The organism is Lentzea sp. DG1S-22 (genome assembly GCF_036321065.1).
GTDB lineage: Bacteria > Actinomycetota > Actinomycetes > Mycobacteriales > Pseudonocardiaceae > Lentzea > Lentzea jiangxiensis.
The window spans coordinates 8,110,996-8,129,419 of record NZ_CP143276.1 but is presented as its reverse complement, the minus strand read 5'-3'; the positions used below and the strand labels follow the sequence as shown (position 1 = coordinate 8,129,419).

The window sequence follows — 18,424 nt, the reverse complement described above, 5'->3', positions numbered from 1 at the left end:
GCACCGACACGGTTCGACAAGTCCGCGCCGGCGTCACTACGGTGGTCGGGTTTCGATCACCAGGAGCAGCGGGTGCAGAGGTTCTGGGTTGTCGCGGGATGTGTCGGCGCCTTCATGGCCGTCGCCATCCTCACCGCCCTTACCGCGCCGCGCGATATCGGTATCGCAATCGACAAGGTGGTCCAGCTCGTCTTCGCCGTCGCGGCCCTCGTCGCCTACGCGCGCCGGCGCGACCGGTGGATGACCGCGGCGATGACCAGCCTGAGCGTCGGGCTGTCCGCGTGGATCTGGGGCCAGCAGATCTTGGGCGTGCAGCTGCCGTCCTCGACGATCGCGCCGCTCGGGTTCACGATGGTGCCGGTCCTCTGCCTGGCCGCGGTGATCGCCAAGGCCCAGCAGCGCCGTGCCGACGACCTGCTGCCGAACTACCGCAGCCGCACGGTGATCGTGCTCGACGGGCTGATCGTCATCGGGTCGTTGTTCGTGCTCACGTGGGTGTCGGCGCTGGAGTCGCTGACCCGCGCGTGGGCGACCGAGGGCCCAGGGTTCGCCACGGTCATCGCGCATCCCGCCGCGTACCTCGTGCTGCTCGTGGCGATCGTGGTGATGTCGTGGACGCATCAGGCCGTGCGCCAGTGGCCGATGTTCTTCGTGGCGTTGGCCGGCATCGCGCAGTCGTCGTCGGGGTGGCTGTTCGCGTTCTACATCTCGAAGGGCATCACGGCGATCCCGGCGTCGGTGGACATCGGCTTCATGCTGTGCCCGGCGTTCTTCCTGCTGAGCGCGCTGGCACCGGTGCGCGACCTCGACCCCACGCCCGGCCGCGTGCGGATGGCCGACCTGCTGCACCTGCTCGTGCCGTACCTGCCGCTCGCGATCACCGGCCTGTTCGTCATCTGGAACACGGCGACGGGCGGTCGCCTCAACCCCATCGAGATCTACGTCGGGCTCATGGTCGTATGTCTGGTCATCGTGCGTCAGTTGCTCACGATGATGGACAACGTCCGCCTGATGGATCAGCTCCGCGTCTCCCGCGAGCAGCTACGGCACGAGGCGACGCATGACCCGTTGACCGGCGTCGCGAACCGGAGTCTGTTCCGCGAACGGCTGGAGCGCGCTCTCGCGGTGCGCGACCGCGAGAAGCCGTTGATCCTGCTGTTCATCGACGTGGACGGCTTCAAGGCCGTGAACGACAACAACGGCCACGCCGAGGGCGACGTCGTCCTGCGCAATGTCGCCGCACGGCTGCAGAACAACGTACGGCCCGAAGACACCGTGGCGCGCCTGGGCGGCGACGAGTTCGGCGTGCTGGTGGACGGCGGCGACGCGGAGGAGATCGGCGACCGGCTGCTCGCGGTGCTGGGACACCCGCACGAGGTGGACGGCCGGGTGCACCGGGTGCACGCCAGCATCGGTGTGGCGCAACGGTTCTCGTACGACCCCTCGATCACCGCCGACGACGTGCTCGGGGCCGCGGACACCGCGATGTACACGGCGAAGCGGCTCGGCAAGGGCATGGTCGTCGTGCACGGTTCCCCGCTCCCGGAGATGACGTGACCCCTGAACAGCTGATCAGCGACCTCGGCATGCAGGAGCTGCCCGTCGAGGGCGGCCACTTCGCGCAGACGCACCGGTCCGACGAGGTGTCCGCGATCGCGTACCTGCTGCGCCGCCCGGACTTCTCCGGCATGCACGTGCTGCAGCACCTGGAGATCTACCACTTCCACGCCGGCTCGCCGTTGCGGATGCTGCTGCTGCACCCGGACGGGTCGGTGGCCGAGCCGGTGCTGAGCGCGTCGAACCCGCAGGTCGTGGTGCCCGCCGGCGTGTGGCAGGGCAGCACCCCGGCCGGCGACTGGTCGCTGGTGGGCACCGTCGTCGTGCCGCCGTACACCGACGACATCGTGACCTTCGGCCACGCGGACGACCTGTGCGCGCGTTATCCCTCACACGCCGCCGTCATTCGGCCCCTGTGCCGCTTCTGACGTCACTAGGATCTCCGGAATGGCGCTCGTCCAGCTCAACGGCATCGACCTGAACGTCCAGACCGAGGGTTCCGGCGACCTCGTCGTGCTCGTGATGGGCACCGGCAGCCCCGGCAGGGTTTGGCGCACCTACCAGGTGCCCGCGCTGGTCAAGGCGGGCTACCGCGTCGCGTACTTCGACAACCGCGGCATCAGGCCGTCCTCGGAGTGCGGCGACGGCTTCACGCTCGACGACATGGTCGCCGACACCGCCGCCCTGATCGAGCACCTGGGCGGCCCGGCGCACGTGGTCGGCACCTCGATGGGCGCCCGGATCACCCAGGAGCTGGCGCTGACCCGCCCGTCGCTGGTGCGCAGCGCGGTGATGATGGCGACGGCGGGCCGTCCCGAGCCGGTGCAGCAGGCGTGGTCGTCCACCCTGTGCGACCTGCACGACAAGGGCGTCGAGATCCCGCAGGCGTTCTACGCGGTGGCGTCGCTGGTCCGCAACGTCTCGCAGGCGACGCTGGCCGACCCGGTCATCGCCCGCGACTGGCTGCAGATGTACGAGTTCGCCGGCTCCGCGCTGACCGCAGGCGAACGCGTCCAGCTCTCCCTCGGCGAGTACGACACGAGGCTGGACGCGTACCGCGCGATCACCGTGCGCTCGCTGGTCATCGGGTTCGCCGACGACCTCGTGCTGCCGCCACGGCTGTCGCGCGAGGTGGCGGAGGCGATCCCGGGCGCCCGGTACGCCGAGGTCGCGGACGCGGGGCACGTCGGGTACCTGGAGCGGCCGGACGAGGTGAACCGGCTGCTGGTCGAGTTCCTCGGCGAGGTGTGAAGGGCAAGCACCCTCAGCGGTGCGCCGCCTGACCGGTGGGCCTGATCAGGATCTCGTTCACATCCACAGTGGACGGTTGCGACACCGCGTACAGCACCGCCCGGCCCACGTCCTCCGGCTCCAGCTTCGGATCATCCACACGCGACGCCGGGATGGCGTCCGTGTCGACCAGGCCGGGCTGGACGACCGTCACGCGCACGCCGGTGCCGACGGCCTCCGCCCGGATCGCCTGCGCCAGGCCGGTGATCGCCCACTTCGTCGCCGAGTACAGGTTGCCCGGCCGCACCCCGCGCCCGGCCGCCGAGCCGGTCAGCACCAGATGACCGTCCGAACGCATCAGGGCGGGCATCGCCGCACGGGCCGTGAAGGCCGGTCCGCAGACGTTCGTCACCACCATGTCCGTCCATTCGGAAGGCTCGGCACCCGACGAAGAGACGAACGACGTGTCGACCGAAACGCCCGCGTTGGCGTACACGACATCTATTCGTCCCCAACGCGACTCCACTCGGGACATCAGATCCTGCACGGAATCCCACGAAGAAACGTCACATCGCGCGTCCCAGCCGCGATCGCCGACAGATTCTTCGGCCGAGCGCGACGCCCTGACCACGCGGTAGCCCGCCTGGGCCGCGAGGGAGGCGGTTGCCGCGCCGATGCCCCGGGAGGCGCCGGTCACCACGAAGACTTGTTCCATGATCGGCAACCCTAGTCAGGGAAACGTCAGGGCCGCCTGTTTTGATTCCGCGCATGACATTGAACCGCAGGTCCGTGTTCGGGCTGGGAACCGTCGCGGCCGCGACGGCCGTGCTCGGCTCCCACGGTGCAGCGCAGGCGCAGGAAGACGCGGAGGCCGAGATCGAACGCTTCCCGACGACCGCCGACAGGTCGCGCAAGCGCATCGCCCAGATCTACCGGCGGCAGACCCGCAGGGCGCGGGGAACGTGGTCGTCGCTGATCACCGTCGCCGATCTCGACGGGACGACGAGGGCCGCCGTCGACGAGAACGCCGACCAGGTCGTCGAGGCCTACAGCGTCAACAAGATCGCGGTCGCGGTCGCCGTGCTGGACAAGGTGGACCGCGGGCTGATCAGGCTCGACCAGACGGTCACGGTGTCCGCGGCGATCGTCATCCAGGACACCGACGGCATCTTCGCGCTCGACGGCGCGTACCCGAGCGAGGTCACCGTCGGCCACGCCCTCGCGAACCTGCTCACCGTCTCCGACAACACCGCCGTCCGCCTGTGCGGCCTGGTCGTGCCCGCGCTGGAGCTCAACGAGATCCTGCGGTCCAAGGGCTTCGTGCACACCCAGGTCGTCCCGGTGGCCAACCCCAACCGCTTCTTCCTCGGCACCACGACGGCGCGCGAGACGCACACGTTGCTGCAGAAGCTGGTCGACGGGCAGCTGCTGTCCGCCGCGTCGACGGCCTACCTGCTCAACATCCTGCGCGCGACGGCGAGCTTCACCGACGGCGTGCGGCTCAACCTCACGACGAACGAGCGCCTGCGCGTCGCGACGAAGGCCGGCTGGTTCGAGGACGGCCGCAACGAGGCCGGGATCATGTTCAGCGAGGACAACCGCGCGATCCTGGTCTACTCGATGTTCGCCTCCGGTGACTTCGCGGGCGACAAGGCCGCCAACGACCAGGACTTCAGCACCACGCACCCGGCCGTCGCGGCCCGCGCGGAGCTCGGCCGGTCCATGTTCGACGCGGTCATCAAGATCACGACGACGCGTCCGCGCCACCGCGAGAAGGTCTACCGGTTCTTCAACGGCGGCTGATTTTTCTCGGAATTCTCCGGGTTCCGGACCACCGGGCACCGGATTTCGGCTATACAGGGCACCACGCCGGGGCCGGTCGTCGCCGCCGTCGACGACCGGCTTCCCCGCGCGGGCGTTCTACAGCGCCGGTTCCACGACGTCGTGGTACCGGCGCGCCACCTCCCCGACGACCTCGTCGAGGTCCGCCGCCCAGATGTCGGCGTTGAAGATCTCCACCTCGACGTCGCCCGCGTACCCGGTGGCGGCGACGTGCCTGGTCAGGCGGTGCAGGTCGATGGCGCCGTCACCCGGATAGCCGCGACCCAGCAACACGTCGGCGGGCACGGGTGTGAGCCAGTCGCACACCTGGTACGACGCGATGCGCGGCCCCGCGCGCACGATCTGCGCGTCCAGGTCGGGGTCCCACCAGACGTGCAGCGCGTCGACGACGACACCGACGGACGGGTGCCGCTCGGCGATGTCGAGCGCTTGCGACAACGTCGAGAGCACGCCTCGATCGGCGCAGAACACCGGGTGCATCGGCTCCAGTGCGAGGACCACGCCCGCCTCCCCCGCGTGCACCGAGAGCTCCGCGATGGCGTCGGCGACGCGCTGACGTGCGCCGACGAGGTCCTTGTCGCCCGCCACTCCCCCGACGACCATGACGAGGGTGCCGGTGCGCAGCGCCGCCGCCTCGTCGATCGCACGGCGGTTGTCGTCCAGAGCGGCGCGGTTGTCGACGGCCGTGAAGAACCCGCCGCGGCACAACGACGACACCCGCAGCCCGGCGTCCGCGACGAGTTTCGCGGTGCGTCCGAGCCCGTGCTCCGCCACCGGTTCGCGCCACAGCCCGATCGACTCGATGCCGTGCCGGGCGCACCCTTCGACGGCTTCGGCGACGGTCGCGCGTTTGACCGTGGCCTGGTTCAGCGAGAGGCGAGCCACTGCCGCCACCTCCGCTCCGCGAGGTCCGGCTCGACCACGCCGGCGATCTCCGCGAGGCGTTTCGCCTCGGCGAGGTGCTCGGCGCTCCTGGCGGACTCCAGGCCGCCGAGCAGCCGGAAGTTCTCCTGGTGTCCCGCGAGCCACGCCAGGAACACGACGCCGGTCTTGTAGTGGTACGTCGGCGCGCTGAAGAGGTGGCGCGACAAAGCGACCGTGGGTGCCAGGACGCTGTGGAACCCGTCGGTGTCACCCTCGGCCAGCCTCGCCAGGGCGCGGGCGGCGACCGGCGCGATCGGGTCGAAGATGCCGAGCAGCGCGTCGCTGTGGCCCTGCTCGTCGCCCGCGATCAGGTCCGGGTAGTGGAAGTCGTCGCCGGTGTAGCAGCGGACACCGGGCGGCAGCGCGCGCCGCAGCCCGATCTCGTGGTCGGCGTCGAGCAGCGAGACCTTCACGCCGTCGACCTTGTCCGGCCGCGAACGGATGATCTCCAGGAGGTTCCGGGTCGCCCGCGGGACGTCCGCCGCGCCCCAGTAGCCCCGCAGCGCCGGGTCGAACGCGGTGCCGAGCCAGTGCAGGATCACGGGTTCGCCGACGCGGTCGAGCACCGTGCCGACGACCTCCTCGTAGTCCTCCGGTCCCCGCGCGGCCGCCGCGAGCCGGCGCGAGCACATCAGCACGGGCTGCGCACCGGCCTCCTGCACGACGTCGAGCTGTTCCAGGTAGGCGTCCAGGACCTCACCGAGGCCCGCCTCGCCGGTCAGGTGGTCGGTGCCGACACCCGCGCAGATCCGCCCGGCCTTCTCGGCGGCGCTGCGGCGGATGAGCTCGGCGGCCGCGGGCCAGTCGAGGCCCATGCCGCGCTGCGCGGTGTCCATCGCCTCCGCGACGCCGAGACCGTGCGACCACAGGTGGTGCCGGAACGCCAGGGTGGCGTCCCAGTCGACGGTGCGCTCGTCCCGCGCGACGACGTGCGCCGCCGCGAACACGGTGCGGTTGAACGGCTTCGCGCTAGACACCCGCGACCTCCACCCGCCGGCCCTCCGAAGAGGACAGAAGACCCGCGGCCGCGAGCGCGACACCCCTCGCCCCGGCGCGGAAGTCGTGCGGGAACGGCGCGTCCTCGGCCACGTGGCGCAGGAACTCGGTCCACTGCACCTTGAAGCCGTTGTCGAAGTCCTCGTTGTCCGGCACCCGCTGCCACTGCTCGCGGAACGGGTGCGCGACCGGCAGGTCCGGGTTCCACACCGGCTTCGGCGTGACGGCGCGGGGCTGCACGAAGCACTCGCGCAGCCCCGCGACCGCACTGCCCTCGGTGCCGTCCACTTGGAACTCGACGAGCTCGTCGCGGCGCACCCGCACGCACCAGGACGAGTTGATCTGCGCGATGACGCCGTTCTCGATCTCGAAGATCCCGTACGCGGAGTCGTCCGCGGTCGCCTCGTAGGCGTTGCCCCGCTCGTCCCAGCGGGCGGGGATGTGCGTGACCGCCTTGGCCGTGACGGCCTCGACCCGGCCGAACAGGTCGTGGAGCAGGTAGCTCCAGTGGCAGAACATGTCCGAGACGATGCCGCCGCCGTCCTCCGCGCGGTAGTTCCAGCTCGGGCGCTGCGCGGACTGCCAGTCGCCCTCGAAGACCCAGTAGCCGAACTCGCCGCGCACGCTGAGGATCCGGCCGAAGAAGCCGCCGTCGACCAGCCGCTTGAGCTTGCGGATGCCCGGCAGGTACAGCTTGTCCGCCACGACACCGTGCTTGACGCCCTTCTCGTCGGCCAAGCGCGCGAGCTCCAGCGCTTCCTCGACCGTCCCGGAGACGGGCTTCTCGGTGTAGACGTGCTTGCCGGCCGCGATCGCCCTGGTGATCGACTCGACGTGCCGCGACGTGACCTGCGAGTCGAAGTAGACCTCCACCGACGGGTCCGCGAGGGCGCTGTCGAGGTCCGTCGTCCACCGCGCGACGTCGTGGCGCCCGGAGATCTCCTTGAGCTTGTCGGCGTTGCGGCCCACGAGGACCGGTTCCACCTTCAGCACGGTCCCGTCCGCCAGCCGCACGCCCTCCTCGCGCAACGGCAGCAGGGACCGGACCAGGTGCTGGCGGTGCCCCATCCGCCCGGTGACGCCGTTGACCGCCACTCCGATGGTCCGAACCGCCATCACACCTCCTGGTAGCAGCACTGGAAAGCGCTTTCCGGCCACGCTAACGGCGGTACTTCGCGGTCGTCAACCTCCTCGCGAGTTAGTCTCAGCGCTCACATGCGCGTTGACGGAGGTGGTCGTGTCCGCCCGACAGGTGACGCTCGCCGAGGTGGCGAGGCAGGCGGGTGTGTCGTTGGCGACCGCTTCTCGCGTGCTCAACGGCAGCACGAGGCAGGTGAGCGGGGACCTGAGCGAGCGCGTCCTGCGCACCGCGGAGGAGCTCGGCTACGTGCCGAACGCGTCCGCGCAGGCGCTGGCCCGCAACTCGAGCTCGCTCGTCGGTCTCGTGGTCCACGACATCACCGACCCGTACTTCTCCTGCATCGCGGCGGGGGTGACGAGGGTGGCCGAGGAGGCCGGGCTCGTCGTCGTCCTCGGCACGACCGGGCGCCGTCCGGAGCGTGAGGCCGAGCTGTTGTCGACGCTGCGCGCGCACCGTGCGCGTGCGGTCGTCCTGGCCGGTTCGCGGACCACGGACCGTGCGGCGCAAGCGCGGCTCGCCGCGGAGATCGACGCGTTCACCGAGCAGGGCGGACGCGTCGCGTGCGTGTCGCAGGCGAAGCTCGGCACCGACACGGTCGTGCCCGGCAATCGCGCCGGAGGGCGCGCGCTCGCCCGTGCGCTGGCGGGACTCGGGCACAAGAAGTTCGCCGTATTGGGTGGTCCTTCCGAACTCGTGGTGGCCCGCGACCGCCTGGCGGGCTTCAAGGCGGGTCTCGCGGACGCCGGGGTCGCGCCGCCGGTGGTCGTCAACGGCGCCTTCACCCGTGACGGCGGCTACGAGGCCGCCTTGGAGCTGCTGGCGTCGAAGTCGCGCGCGACCTGCGTGTTCGCGGTCACCGACGTGATGGCGATGGGAGCGATGGCGGCGTTGCGCGAACGGGGCGTGCGCGTGCCGGAGGACATGTCGATCGCCGGGTTCGACGACATCCCGACCCTGCGCGACACCGTGCCCGCTTTGTCCACCGTGCGCCTGCCGCTGGAGGAGATGGGTGAGATCGCCGCAGGTCTCGTGCTGGACGGCGGGGGTGACGAGGCCCGCACCGTGCGCGTGGCGGGCGAGGTGGTGCTGCGGGCGTCGACTGCCCACAATTAGACTCGTCGGGCTGTACACGTACTTGAGTCCTGAGGAGTTGAGCCGTCCCCATGGGGTCTGGCCCCGGCTGGCATACCAACCCGGTCCCTAGTCGCTTCGGAGCGTCCAGGTGATCGGAGTCCTTCTGAGCGTGCTCGGTCTGCTCGCCGTCGTGGCGCTGACCGCGGGCACCTTCATCGCGGTGGCGGCGGAGTTCTCGCTGACCGCGCTGGAACGCAGCACCGTCGAGCGCCACGTCGCCGAGGTCGGTGACGCGAAGGCGCGCACCATCGACCGTGCGCACCGCACGCTGTCGTTCCAGCTCTCCGGCGCACAGCTCGCCATCACGCTCACCACGCTGATCACCGGTTACATCGCGGAGCCCGCGATCGCGAACCTGATCGAGCCCGGCCTGACCGCGGTCGGCGTGCCCGACGCGGTGGCCGACGGCCTGTCGCTGGCCCTCGCGCTGGCGATCGCCACGGCGCTGTCGATGGTGTTCGGCGAGCTGGTCCCCAAGAACCTGGCGATCGCGAAGCCGCTCGAGACCGCCCGCGGCGTGGTGGGCCTGCAGGCGGGCTTCTCCACGGTCTTCCGCTGGCTGATCCACTGGATGAACAACTCGGCGAACTGGCTGGTCAGGCGCCTCGGCGTCGAGCCGGTCGAGGAGCTGGCGTCCGCGAGGTCACCCGAGGAGCTGGGCGCGCTGGTCCGCACGTCGGCCGAACACGGCACCCTCGACGAGAGCACCGCGGCGCTGCTGGACCGCTCACTGCGCTTCGGCGACCGCACGGCCGGCGAACTGATGACACCGCGTGTGCGCGTGGAGGCCCTACGCGCCGACGCGACCGTGGCCGACCTCGTGATGAAAGCGCGCGAGACGGGCTTCTCACGGTTCCCGGTGCACAACGGCTCGTTGGACGAGGTCAGCGGCATCGTGCACGTGAAGCAGGTTTTCGCCGTGCCGGCCGCTCTGCGCGTGTCCACCCCTCTGTCGGCGTTGACCCGCCCCGTCTACTCGGTGCCCGAGACCCTCGAGGGCGACGCCCTGCTCGACCGCCTGCGCGCGTCCGGCCTGCAGACGGCGCTCGTCGTCGACGAGTACGGCGGCACGGCCGGCATGGTGACGCTGGAGGACGTGGTCGAGGAGATCGTCGGCGACGTGCGCGACGAGCACGACCGGGGCGAAGCCCTGCCGGTCCGCCCGCTCGGCAAGGGCAGCTGGCTCGTCTCCGGCCTCCTGCGCGACGACGAGGTGGCCGAGGCGACCGGCTTCCACATGCCCGAGGGCGACTACGAGACCCTGGCCGGCCTCGTGCTGGCGAAGCTGGGGCGGATCCCCGACGTCGGGGACGAGATCCGCGTCGACGGCTGGAGGGTGACGGTCATGCGGATGGACAAGCACCGCGTGGCGGACCTGCGGGTGGTGGCGTCCTCGTGAACTTCCTCATCATCATCTTCCTGTTGGCGGGCAACGCCTTCTTCGTCGGCGCGGAGTTCGCGGTGATCACCGCGCGCCGCGACCGCCTGGAGGCCCTGGCCGACAGGGGCTCCGCACGGGCCCGCACCGCGATCAAGGCGTCGCAGCAGCTGCCGTTGCTCATCGCCGGCGCGCAGCTGGGCATCACGCTGTGCTCGCTGGGGCTGGGCGCGATCGCCGAACCGGCTCTGGCTTCGGTCTTGGAAGCACCCCTCAGCGCCGTCGGCCTGCCTCTGGCCGTGGTGCACGGCGTGGCGTTCGCGGTGGCGTTGGTCATCGTCGTCGCGCTGCACACGATCCTCGGCGAGATGGTGCCGAAGAACCTCGCGATCGCAGGGCCGGAGCGAGCCGCGGTGTGGCTCGTGCCGGTGCACTACGGGTTCTCGCGGATGATCGCTCCGGCTCTGGCGCTGTTCACCGCCGTGGGCCGCTGGGTGCTGCGCCGCTTCGGTGTCGAGCCCGTCGACGAGCTGGAGTCGGCCTACACGCCGGACGAGCTGGCGTTGCTGATCGGCCAGTCCCGGTCGGAGGGGCTCCTGGAGGACTCCGAGCACCGGCGCCTGGCCCAGACCCTGTCCTCCGCCGAGCGCACGGTGGCTGACGTGCTGGTGCCCCTGGACCGGCTGACCACCATCTCCGCCTCCCCCACCGTGGGCGAGATCGAGGCCGCCGTGGCGACCACCGGGTTCTCGCGGTTCCCGGTGCTCGCCGACTCCGGCCTGGTCGGCTACCTGCACGTCAAGGACGTGCTGGACCTGGAGGGGGCTTCCACCCCGGTGCCGCGGTCGCGGGTGCGCGGGTTGCCCGAGGTGCCGGTCGACGCCCGGCTGGACGAGGCCCTGACGGCCCTTCGCCGGGCGCAGTCGCACCTCGCTCGTGCCGTGGGCGCTGACGGGACCGTGCTCGGGGTGGTGGCCCTGGAGGACCTGCTGGAGGAGTACGTCGGGACTGTGCGGGACGGGACGCACGTGCGCTGGGTGTAGGGCGCGGTGTCGATGATCGAGTCCACCGCTGTCACCCGCCCGCGCTACAAAGTGGAGTATCGGTCGTGACGGGGCCGGGCCGGGCGGAGCGCGCGGGCGTCGCGGCCGACCCACTAGGTTGTGCTCATGAGCGAGGACGACGAGGACGAGTTCGCCGAGGACGACGACTTCGAGGAAGAGGAAGACCCGGACGACCTCTTCGCCGTCACCCCCGAACCGCGCACGGTCTGCCACCTGTGCGGCGGCGCGAGCTACATCGCGGCCCCGACGCTGGCGATCATCAGCGGCGCCTCGCGGACCGTGGACAACGGCAGGGAGTGCCCGCACTGCAACGGCGCGCGGACGTTCACCGGGCTGGTGCCGCCGCTCTGAAGCGGCTTGTGCCGGCGGTACCGGCCGAGGAACGCCTCCACCGGCAGGCTCGCGATCTCCTCGCCGATCACGTCGAGGGCGAGGTCCGAGGCGCGCTTGAAGCGCACGCACGACTTGCCCATGTCGAGCTTCTTGCCTGTGGCCGCGTACCGGGAGCGGAACGACTCCTCGCCCTCGCCGTCCACGGCGGTCAGGTAGAGCGAGAAGTGGCGCTTCCGGGCGGCGAGCGCCACGTAGCCCAGCGGCTGCTTGTTGTACGTCGGTCCGCTCACCTCCGGCGGCACGTACCAGGTGATCATCCCCCACATCATCCCCTCGGCGTAGCCGTCGGGGAGGTGGGCGAGGACGACGTCGCGCACAGCGCCGACCTCGGCACGCTGCTCGTCGGGCAGTTCGTCGAGGTACTCGGTGACCGTCGAGGCCTTGCTCCGCACCATGCGCGTACGGTAATCGCCCGTGGAGGTCTTGACCCGAGCCGAATGGCACCAACTGCGCAATTCGCACGTCGCGCGCATGCGCCGGTTCACGGGGCCGCATCAGGAGCGGAAGCTTCGCAAAGAGAAGCACCCCGTCATGGACTTCCTCTTCACGTATTACAGCCATAGGCCCGTACGGCTCGAACGGTGGCATCCGGGGCCGGGCGTCGTCCTCGAAGACGCGGCCGAATACCTGGAGTTCCCGCACTACAAGCGGGTCGCCGAGGGTGTGACGCTCGACGTCGGCAGTTTCCTCGGGCAGCGCGAGAAGACGCTGGAGTTCGTGCGGGCGCTGCTCACCGCGACGCTCGGCAGGCCCGCGCGGCTCGGGTGCTTCGGGCTGCACGAGTGGGCGATGGTCTACCGGCAGCGGCCCGAGGAGGTCCGGCACAACGCGTGGCCGTTGCGCCTGGGCAGCGGTGGGACGGACCAGGTGGTCGAGGCCAGCCGGATCCAGTGCGGGCACTTCGACGCGTTCCGGTTCTTCACCGAGCCCGCACGGCCCCGCAACACCCTGCAGCCCACGCGGGAGGACCAGGTCGCCAACGAGCAGCCCGGTTGCCTGCACGCGAACATGGACCTGTTCAAGTGGGCGTACAAGCTGGAGCCCGCGACACCGTCAGGCCTGGTGGCCGACTGCTTCGAACTGGCCGCCGACGTGCGCGAACTCGACATGCGGGCCTCGCCCTACGACCTGGCCGGACTGGGGTACGAGCCGGTGCGGATCGAGACACCGGACGGCCGTGCGGAGTACGTGCGGCGGCAGGCGGAGTTCGCCGAACGGGCGAGACCGTTGCGAGAACGGCTCATCTCCGTGTGCCAATCGCTACTTGCAGTGACTTCACTTCGCTGACCAAGTTCACCTGTTAGCGTCATTGGCGGTCGTCGGGGGCCGCTGAGTAGTTGTGAGGGATCGATGTCTCGACACCGCGCTCTGCGGGCGAAGGTGAAGCGCGGAATCGCCAAGTGGCCCGTGCTCGTCGTCGTGCTCGTGGTGCTCCTCGGCCTGAGCTGGCTCGCCCTGTCGTGGGCGGGCGGGGTGCTCGACCGGCGCTCCCAGGCGCTGGCCCAGAACTGCAGCGAGGGTGACTCCGTCCTGCGCGTCGCCGTGACGCCCAGCGTCGCCGGCGTCGTCCGGGACGTCGCTCAGGAGTACAGCGGGACGCGGCCCGTCGTGTACGACCACTGCATCGCCATCGAGGTGATCTCGGCCGACTCCTCCGCGGTGCTGGAGGGCCTCACGACGACCTGGGACGAGACGAAGCTGGGCAAGCGGCCGCACGCGTGGCTGCCCGACTCGACGCTCTGGGCCAACCGGCTGACGGCGCTGAACGCGAAGCTTGTCGGCTCGGCGCCGAAGTCGGTCGGGACGTCGCCGGTGCTGCTCGCCGCCCCCGAGGCCGCCGCGCCGGTGCTCGAGGACTTCCGGTGGTCCGACCTGCCCGAGGTGACCGACTGGGAGAGGTTCGGCCAGCCCTGGGGCCGGTTCAGCGTCGCGATGCCCGACCCGTCGGCCAACACCGCGTCCGCCCTCGCGATCCAGTCGGCGCTGGCCGGCGGCAAGGGCCCGGTGACGGCGGAGTCGCTCGGGTCGGACGCCACGAAGTCCGCTCTCACGAAGCTCGCGGCCACCGTGCCACCGGAGGTTCCCGCGACCACGCGCGACGCGCTGGCGCGCCTGGGTGACAGCGCCACGGTCAACGCGGCGGGCTTCTCCGCCACGCCGGTGTCCGAAGTGGACCTGTTCCGGCACAACACGGGCAAGGACGCCCCGTCGAAGCCGCTCGTCGGCGTGCTGCCCGCGGGTCCCGCGCCCGTGGCGGACTTCCCGTACGTCGCCCTCGGCGGCACGGAGGTCGGCGAGGCGGAAGAGCGTGCGGCGCAGGCGTTCCGCGACTTCATGACCGAACCCGCGCAGCAGGCGATCCTCGCGCGCGGCGGCCTGCGCGTCGAGGCCACCCAGGACCGTCCGGCACCGTCGCCCGGCGTGGCCTGGTCGCCCGTCACGGAGAACCTCGTCCCCGCCGACGCCACGACCACGCAGCAGATCTCGTCGGCCTGGGCGTCGGCGGACCGCGGCGGGCAGGTCGTCACGGTCCTCGCGGACGTCTCCACCTCGATGAAACCCCGCCTGGACAAGGTGAAGGCGGCCCTGCGCGGCCAGGTCGACCGGTCGGTGTCGGGCTCGTTCGGGCTGTGGACGTTCGCGCGCGACCTCGACGGCTCGAAGCCCTACCGGCAACTGGTCGGCACCGGTCCGGTCGGCGAGAAGCGCGACGCGCTGCGCCGGTCGATCGACGGGATGAAGACCGCGGACGGCTCCCAGCTCTACAGCGCGCTGGCCGCCTGCTACGAGGCGGCGCACGACGGGTTCGTCGCCGGGCGCGTCAACCGCGTCGTGGTGATCACCGACAGCACCTCGGACGGCGGGCTCGACCTGGAGGGCCTCAAGTCGCAGCTGCACGGGACGGACCTGGCGATCAGCTTCATCGCGATCGGCGGCGACGTCGACAAGGCGGCCCTGACCGACATCGCGCAGACGACCGGCGGCTCGGTGTCGGTGGTGGAGGACGTGGACGGCGTCGAGGCGGCGCTCGGTCAGGTGCTCTCGACGAAGGCCTGACCGAGCGCCGCGCTCACGCGGCGTTGAAGCGGTCCGGGTCGGGTCCGGTGCGGGTGCCGTTGTCGAGCTCGCCGATGACCGTCATGTCGTCCTGGGCCAGCTCGAAGTCGAAGATGTCGATGTTCTCCTTGATCCGGTAGGGCGTGACGGACTTCGGGATCACGACGTTCGCCAGCTGCACGTGCCAGCGCAGCACGATCTGGGCCGGGGTCTTGCCGTACTTCTCGGCGAGGGCGGTGATGTCGGGTTCGCGGAGCAGTGCGCCCCGGGCCAGCGGCGACCACGCCTCGGTGACGATGCGGTGCGTGACGTGCACCTTGCGCATCTCTTCCTGCTGCAGCAACGGGTGCAGCTCGATCTGGTTCACGGCCGGGGTGGTCGGGAACTCGTCGAAGAGCCGCTGCAGGTGCCGCGTGTGGAAGTTGGACACGCCGATCGCGCGGACGCGGCCGTCGGCGTAGAGCTGCTCCAACGCGCGCCACGAGTCCGCGTACAGGTCGCGTTCGGGGGTCGGCCAGTGGATGAGGTAGAGGTCGAGCACGTCGCGGCGCAGCCGGCGCGTGCTCTCGTCGAACGCGCGCAGCGTCGAGTCGTAGCCCTGGTCCGAGTTCCACAGCTTGGTCGTGACGAAGAGGTCGGGGATGCCGGCGATGGCGTCGCCGACGCCGGACTCGTTGCCGTAGGCCGCGGCCGTGTCGATGCTGCGGTAGCCGGCCTCGATGGCCGTCGTGACCGCACCGGCCACCTGGTCCTCCGGCACCTGGTAGACGCCGAAGCCGAGTTGGGGGATCCGTACTCCGTTGTTCAACGAGATCAGCGGAACCATGTGCGTAGCTTCGCATCGTTGTAGACGTCCCGCATCGCCCTGATGGTGCCGACCAGTTCACGCCGGACCTCGTCCGGTGCCAGCACCTCCACGTCCGCGCCGAATTTGAGCAGGTCGGCGACGACGTGACGGGTCGACTCGGTCGGGAAGCCGAACTCCTGCCCCGGCTGCGGCGCGAGGTCGCGGATGAGACGCGCCTGGAAGCCGCTGAGCAGGTACTGGGTCTTGTCGAGGCCCGCGCGGGTCATGCGGACCGCGACGCGCTCGCCGTACATGCGGGCCTCGAACTGCTCCGACCACTCGGCCCAGTGGCGTGCGAGGTCGAAGTCGCGGGGCCGTTCGAACGTGTCCGGTGTGGGCCGCAGCGCCAGCACGCGCGACACCCGGTAAGTGCGGCCGCTGCCGACGAAGTACCAGGTGCCGGCCTTCAGCACGAGCCCGTACGGGTCGACCTCGCGCTCGACGGTCTGGCTGCCCCACCGCCGGTAGGTCATCCGCACGCGGCGTTGCTCCCAGACGGCGTCGGCGATCGTGGCGAGGTGCTCGGTGGGTTCGTCGCCGCGGAACCACGTCGGGGTGTCGAGGTGGAAGCGCCGGCGGATCTGCTCGGCTCGGGAACGCAGCTCGGTCGGCAGCGCGGCGAGGAGCTTGAGCTGGGCAGCGGCGGCGAACTCCTTCAGCCCCAGTGCCTCGGCGGGGCCGGGGAGCCCGGTGAGGAACAGCGACTGCGCTTCGTCGGTGGTGAGACCGGTCAGCCGGGTGCGGTAGCCGTCGACGAGCCGGTACCCGCCGGCGGGACCGCGGTCGGCGTAGACGGGGACGCCCGCGGCGCTCAGGGACTCGACGTCGCGGTAGATCGTGCGCGGCGAGACCTCCAGCTCGCGGGCCAGTTCGTCGGCCGTCATCCGGCCCCTCGACTGGAGGAGCAGGAGGACCTGGATGAGCCTGCCGGATTTCACGCGTCAAACCTGACACGATCTGTCAGGTTCTGCCAGCAGGGTGGCCCGCATGAAGGCAACCGGAACCATCGAAGTGAAGAGCTGGGACGAGAAGACCTGGGACGGGCGGCCGTACCAGGAGGTCGAGGGCCGCAAGCTCACCGAGGCGCACGTCCGGTTCTCGTACGCGGGTGACGTCAGCGGTACCGGCAGCTGCCGGTACCTCATGTACTACGGCGACGACGTGGCGTGGACGACCGCGGTCGAGGAGGTCGTCACCGACGAGGGCACGCTGGTGCTGCGGCACGTCGGCGCTTACCGGTCCTCTGTGGAGGGAACGACGGAGGTCGTCGACGGCACCGGGAGGTACCTGAACGCGCGAGGTGCGCTCGTCGTCGACTGGGCGGAGGATGGCAGCGGCACCTACACCCTGGAGTACGAGGTCTGACGATGACCATCGCCCCCATCTACGACGCGGCCAAGGCTCGGATCACCGCACTCGTCTCCGGCGCCGGCCCGCTGACGCCCGTGCCGGCGACGCCCGGCTGGTCGGTCAAGGACGTGGTGGCGCACCTCGCGGGCGGTCTGCGCGACTTCGCGGACGGCCGGTTCGACGGCGTGGAGTCCGGCGAGTGGGGCGAACGGCAGGTGCGCGACCGCCGCGACAACACGCTGCAGGACGCCTTCGCCGAGTGGGACGAGAACCTCGTGCGCGCGGCGGAGCTGTTCGACACCCCGATGGGCCCGGTCCTGGTGTCCGAGGTGGTCGCGCACGAGCACGACCTCCGCTCGGCGCTGGGCGTTCCCGGTGACCGGGGCGGCGTCGAGGTGCGGGCGGCGCTGGTGAGGCCGTTGCAGCAGCTCGACCGGCGGCTGCGCGAGAACGACGTGCCGGCGTTGCGGATCTCCCTGGAGCACGGCGACCGGGTGCTCGGCCACGGCGAACCGGCCGGGACGCTGCGGACGACGTCGTTCGAGCTGCTGCGGGTCATCGGCGGGCGGCGGTCGGCCGACCAGATCAAGGCGCTCGACTGGGACGGCGATCCGGACGTGTGGATCTCGTCGCTGGCGCTGTCCGGACGGCACCGCGCGGAGCCGTTCGAGGAGTAGGTTCGCCGGTCATGAGCGACTGGCTGGCGGACACGCGGACCTCCTACGACACCGTGGCGGTCAGCTACGCCGAACACACACGCGGCCTCCTGGACGGCCTCCCCCACCTGCGGGCGGCGCTGCGGTTGTTCGCGGAGCAGGTCAGCGGCCCCGTCGCGGACGTCGGCTGCGGGCCAGGCACCGTCACGGCGCTGCTCGCCGGGCTCGGCGTGGACGCGTTCGGGATCGACCTCTCCCCCGCGATGGTCGAGCTGGCCCGGCGCGACCACCCCGGGCTGCGGTTCGAGGTCGGGTCGATGACCGAACCGCTGCCCGGCCCGCTGGGCGGCGTCCTGTCGTGGTGGTCGTTGATCCACGTGCCGGACGAGCTCGTGCCCGTGGTCTTCGCGCACTTCCACCGGGCGTTGCGGCCGGACGGCCTGCTGCAGCTGGGTTTCCACGTCGGCGACCGGACGAGCCTCAAGACGCGGGGCTACGGCGGGCACCCGATGAAGGTGCACGTCCACCTGCGACGGCCGGAGCGCGTGGCGGAGTGGCTGCGGGCCGCCGGGTTCACCGTGGAGGCCCGGTGGCTGCTCGGCGAGGACGGCGCGGTGCTGTTCGCACGGCGCGGGTGAGACCATTCGGCGGTGTCAGAGGAACAGACGTGCCAGCGGTGCGGTGAGACCGTGGAACTGGACCAGGACGACTTCGAACTGTTCGAGCGGATGCACCCCGACTGCTTCCACTTCGCGTTCGAGCACGACCTGAACCGGCCGGGCATCACCGAGCAGGAGAACTGCGGCGACGAGGCCTGCCCCGTCGGAACGTGAAGGAAGGGGGCGCACCCGCGGG

At 70.8% G+C, this 18,424-nt stretch carries 20 protein-coding genes; 13 read left to right on the top strand and 7 right to left on the bottom strand.

All coding sequences use genetic code 11. The features are described 5' to 3' along the window. Nucleotides 1–72: 72 nt before the first annotated feature. Genes V1227_RS38745 through V1227_RS38735 form a run of 3 tightly spaced genes read left to right on the top strand, consistent with a single transcriptional unit; the run spans nucleotide 73 to nucleotide 2,808 of the window. The gene (locus V1227_RS38745; RefSeq protein ID WP_329790049.1) at nucleotides 73–1,557 is read left to right on the top strand and encodes a GGDEF domain-containing protein; all 1,485 of its coding nucleotides are present in this window, start codon (nucleotides 73–75) and stop codon (nucleotides 1,555–1,557) included. Continuing rightward, the gene (locus V1227_RS38740; protein WP_329790048.1) at nucleotides 1,554–1,985 is read left to right on the top strand and encodes a cupin domain-containing protein; all 432 of its coding nucleotides are present in this window, start codon (nucleotides 1,554–1,556) and stop codon (nucleotides 1,983–1,985) included. The genes V1227_RS38745 and V1227_RS38740 overlap by 4 nt, the downstream gene beginning before the upstream one ends. 19 nt (nucleotides 1,986–2,004) lie before the next feature. Then, complete coding sequence (locus tag V1227_RS38735) at nucleotides 2,005–2,808, top strand: alpha/beta fold hydrolase (RefSeq protein ID WP_329790047.1); 804 nt, start codon at nucleotides 2,005–2,007, stop codon at nucleotides 2,806–2,808. 13 nt (nucleotides 2,809–2,821) lie between these two features. Here V1227_RS38735 and V1227_RS38730 read toward each other — a convergent pair whose 3' ends face one another. Continuing rightward, nucleotides 2,822–3,505 carry an SDR family oxidoreductase gene (locus V1227_RS38730; RefSeq protein ID WP_329794216.1) on the bottom strand — a complete coding sequence of 228 codons (684 nt, stop codon included), beginning with the start codon at nucleotides 3,503–3,505 and terminating at the stop codon, nucleotides 2,822–2,824. 50 nt (nucleotides 3,506–3,555) lie between these two features. Here V1227_RS38730 and V1227_RS38725 point away from each other — a divergent pair, with 50 nt between their 5' ends. Beyond that, nucleotides 3,556–4,590: a serine hydrolase gene (locus V1227_RS38725; RefSeq protein ID WP_090101396.1), complete on the top strand. Its 1,035-nt coding sequence runs from the start codon at nucleotides 3,556–3,558 to the stop codon at nucleotides 4,588–4,590. Nucleotides 4,591–4,707: 117 nt separating this feature from the next. Here V1227_RS38725 and V1227_RS38720 read toward each other — a convergent pair whose 3' ends face one another. From V1227_RS38720 to V1227_RS38710, 3 genes are read right to left on the bottom strand one after another with little or no spacing between them, the layout of a single operon-like run. Next, entirely contained in the window at nucleotides 4,708–5,514 is an 807-nt protein-coding gene (locus tag V1227_RS38720; RefSeq protein ID WP_329790046.1) for a sugar phosphate isomerase/epimerase family protein, read from the bottom strand. Continuing rightward, nucleotides 5,496–6,530 (bottom strand): dihydrodipicolinate synthase family protein, encoded by a 1,035-nt coding sequence (locus V1227_RS38715; protein WP_329790045.1) that lies wholly within the window; start codon nucleotides 6,528–6,530, stop codon nucleotides 5,496–5,498. The genes V1227_RS38720 and V1227_RS38715 overlap by 19 nt, the downstream gene beginning before the upstream one ends. Then, nucleotides 6,523–7,665: a Gfo/Idh/MocA family protein gene (locus V1227_RS38710; RefSeq protein WP_329790044.1), complete on the bottom strand. Its 1,143-nt coding sequence runs from the start codon at nucleotides 7,663–7,665 to the stop codon at nucleotides 6,523–6,525. The genes V1227_RS38715 and V1227_RS38710 overlap by 8 nt, the downstream gene beginning before the upstream one ends. 121 nt (nucleotides 7,666–7,786) lie before the next feature. Between V1227_RS38710 and V1227_RS38705 the strand changes: the two genes are divergently transcribed. From V1227_RS38705 to V1227_RS38695, 3 genes are all read left to right on the top strand, one after another. After that, nucleotides 7,787–8,803 carry a LacI family DNA-binding transcriptional regulator gene (locus tag V1227_RS38705; RefSeq protein WP_236217595.1) on the top strand — a complete coding sequence of 339 codons (1,017 nt, stop codon included), beginning with the start codon at nucleotides 7,787–7,789 and terminating at the stop codon, nucleotides 8,801–8,803. A gap of 109 nt (nucleotides 8,804–8,912) precedes the next feature. After that, nucleotides 8,913–10,223 (top strand): hemolysin family protein, encoded by a 1,311-nt coding sequence (locus tag V1227_RS38700; protein WP_329790042.1) that lies wholly within the window; start codon nucleotides 8,913–8,915, stop codon nucleotides 10,221–10,223. After that, the gene (locus V1227_RS38695; RefSeq protein ID WP_329790041.1) at nucleotides 10,220–11,245 is read left to right on the top strand and encodes a hemolysin family protein; all 1,026 of its coding nucleotides are present in this window, start codon (nucleotides 10,220–10,222) and stop codon (nucleotides 11,243–11,245) included. The genes V1227_RS38700 and V1227_RS38695 overlap by 4 nt, the downstream gene beginning before the upstream one ends. A 251-nt stretch (nucleotides 11,246–11,496) precedes the next feature. On the opposite strand, the gene V1227_RS38685 is transcribed toward V1227_RS38695, so the two are convergent. Beyond that, entirely contained in the window at nucleotides 11,497–12,054 is a 558-nt protein-coding gene (locus tag V1227_RS38685; RefSeq protein ID WP_442916418.1) for a DUF1801 domain-containing protein, read from the bottom strand. Nucleotides 12,055–12,130: 76 nt separating this feature from the next. On the opposite strand from V1227_RS38685, the gene V1227_RS38680 reads away from it, so the two are divergent. Both V1227_RS38680 and V1227_RS38675 read left to right on the top strand, forming a co-directional pair. Then, the gene (locus V1227_RS38680; RefSeq protein ID WP_329794215.1) at nucleotides 12,131–12,946 is read left to right on the top strand and encodes a 3-methyladenine DNA glycosylase; all 816 of its coding nucleotides are present in this window, start codon (nucleotides 12,131–12,133) and stop codon (nucleotides 12,944–12,946) included. A 63-nt stretch (nucleotides 12,947–13,009) separates the two neighbouring features. After that, nucleotides 13,010–14,716: a substrate-binding domain-containing protein gene (locus V1227_RS38675; protein ID WP_329790040.1), complete on the top strand. Its 1,707-nt coding sequence runs from the start codon at nucleotides 13,010–13,012 to the stop codon at nucleotides 14,714–14,716. A 13-nt stretch (nucleotides 14,717–14,729) separates the two neighbouring features. Here the strand turns inward: V1227_RS38675 and V1227_RS38670 are convergent, their stop codons facing one another. Together V1227_RS38670 and V1227_RS38665 are read right to left on the bottom strand one after the other, a co-directional pair. Further along, nucleotides 14,730–15,542, bottom strand: coding sequence for an aldo/keto reductase (locus tag V1227_RS38670; protein WP_329790039.1), 813 nt, complete (start codon nucleotides 15,540–15,542; stop codon nucleotides 14,730–14,732). Next, on the bottom strand, nucleotides 15,530–16,501 hold the full coding sequence (locus V1227_RS38665) for a helix-turn-helix transcriptional regulator (protein WP_329790038.1): 972 nt from the start codon (nucleotides 16,499–16,501) through the stop codon (nucleotides 15,530–15,532). The genes V1227_RS38670 and V1227_RS38665 overlap by 13 nt, the downstream gene beginning before the upstream one ends. 49 nt (nucleotides 16,502–16,550) lie before the next feature. Here V1227_RS38665 and V1227_RS38660 point away from each other — a divergent pair, with 49 nt between their 5' ends. From V1227_RS38660 to V1227_RS38645, 4 genes are read left to right on the top strand one after another with little or no spacing between them, the layout of a single operon-like run. Next, the gene (locus V1227_RS38660) at nucleotides 16,551–16,928 is read left to right on the top strand and encodes a DUF3224 domain-containing protein (RefSeq protein ID WP_329790037.1); all 378 of its coding nucleotides are present in this window, start codon (nucleotides 16,551–16,553) and stop codon (nucleotides 16,926–16,928) included. 2 nt (nucleotides 16,929–16,930) lie between these two features. After that, complete coding sequence (locus V1227_RS38655; RefSeq protein WP_329790036.1) at nucleotides 16,931–17,590, top strand: maleylpyruvate isomerase family mycothiol-dependent enzyme; 660 nt, start codon at nucleotides 16,931–16,933, stop codon at nucleotides 17,588–17,590. 11 nt (nucleotides 17,591–17,601) lie between these two features. Beyond that, on the top strand, nucleotides 17,602–18,207 hold the full coding sequence (locus V1227_RS38650; protein ID WP_329790035.1) for a class I SAM-dependent DNA methyltransferase: 606 nt from the start codon (nucleotides 17,602–17,604) through the stop codon (nucleotides 18,205–18,207). Between the two features lie 12 nt (nucleotides 18,208–18,219). Continuing rightward, a complete protein-coding gene (locus tag V1227_RS38645) occupies nucleotides 18,220–18,402 on the top strand; it encodes a hypothetical protein (RefSeq protein WP_329790034.1) in 183 nt (60 codons plus the stop codon). Nucleotides 18,403–18,424: the final 22 nt, after the last annotated feature.

Excerpts from the sequence above, each read along its gene's own strand:
- V1227_RS38735 (WP_329790047.1), top strand. The coding sequence starts at position 2,005 with ATGGCGCTCGTCCAGCTCAACGGCATCGACCTGAACGTCCAGACCGAG.
- V1227_RS38725 (WP_090101396.1), top strand. The coding sequence starts at position 3,556 with ATGACATTGAACCGCAGGTCCGTGTTCGGGCTGGGAACCGTCGCGGCC.
- V1227_RS38710 (WP_329790044.1), bottom strand. The coding sequence starts at position 7,665 with ATGGCGGTTCGGACCATCGGAGTGGCGGTCAACGGCGTCACCGGGCGG.
- V1227_RS38685 (WP_442916418.1), bottom strand. The coding sequence starts at position 12,054 with ATGGTGCGGAGCAAGGCCTCGACGGTCACCGAGTACCTCGACGAACTG.
- V1227_RS38680 (WP_329794215.1), top strand. The coding sequence starts at position 12,131 with ATGCGCCGGTTCACGGGGCCGCATCAGGAGCGGAAGCTTCGCAAAGAG.
- V1227_RS38675 (WP_329790040.1), top strand. The coding sequence starts at position 13,010 with ATGTCTCGACACCGCGCTCTGCGGGCGAAGGTGAAGCGCGGAATCGCC.
- V1227_RS38670 (WP_329790039.1), bottom strand. The coding sequence starts at position 15,542 with ATGGTTCCGCTGATCTCGTTGAACAACGGAGTACGGATCCCCCAACTC.
- V1227_RS38660 (WP_329790037.1), top strand. The coding sequence starts at position 16,551 with ATGAAGGCAACCGGAACCATCGAAGTGAAGAGCTGGGACGAGAAGACC.
- V1227_RS38655 (WP_329790036.1), top strand. The coding sequence starts at position 16,931 with ATGACCATCGCCCCCATCTACGACGCGGCCAAGGCTCGGATCACCGCA.
- V1227_RS38650 (WP_329790035.1), top strand. The coding sequence starts at position 17,602 with ATGAGCGACTGGCTGGCGGACACGCGGACCTCCTACGACACCGTGGCG.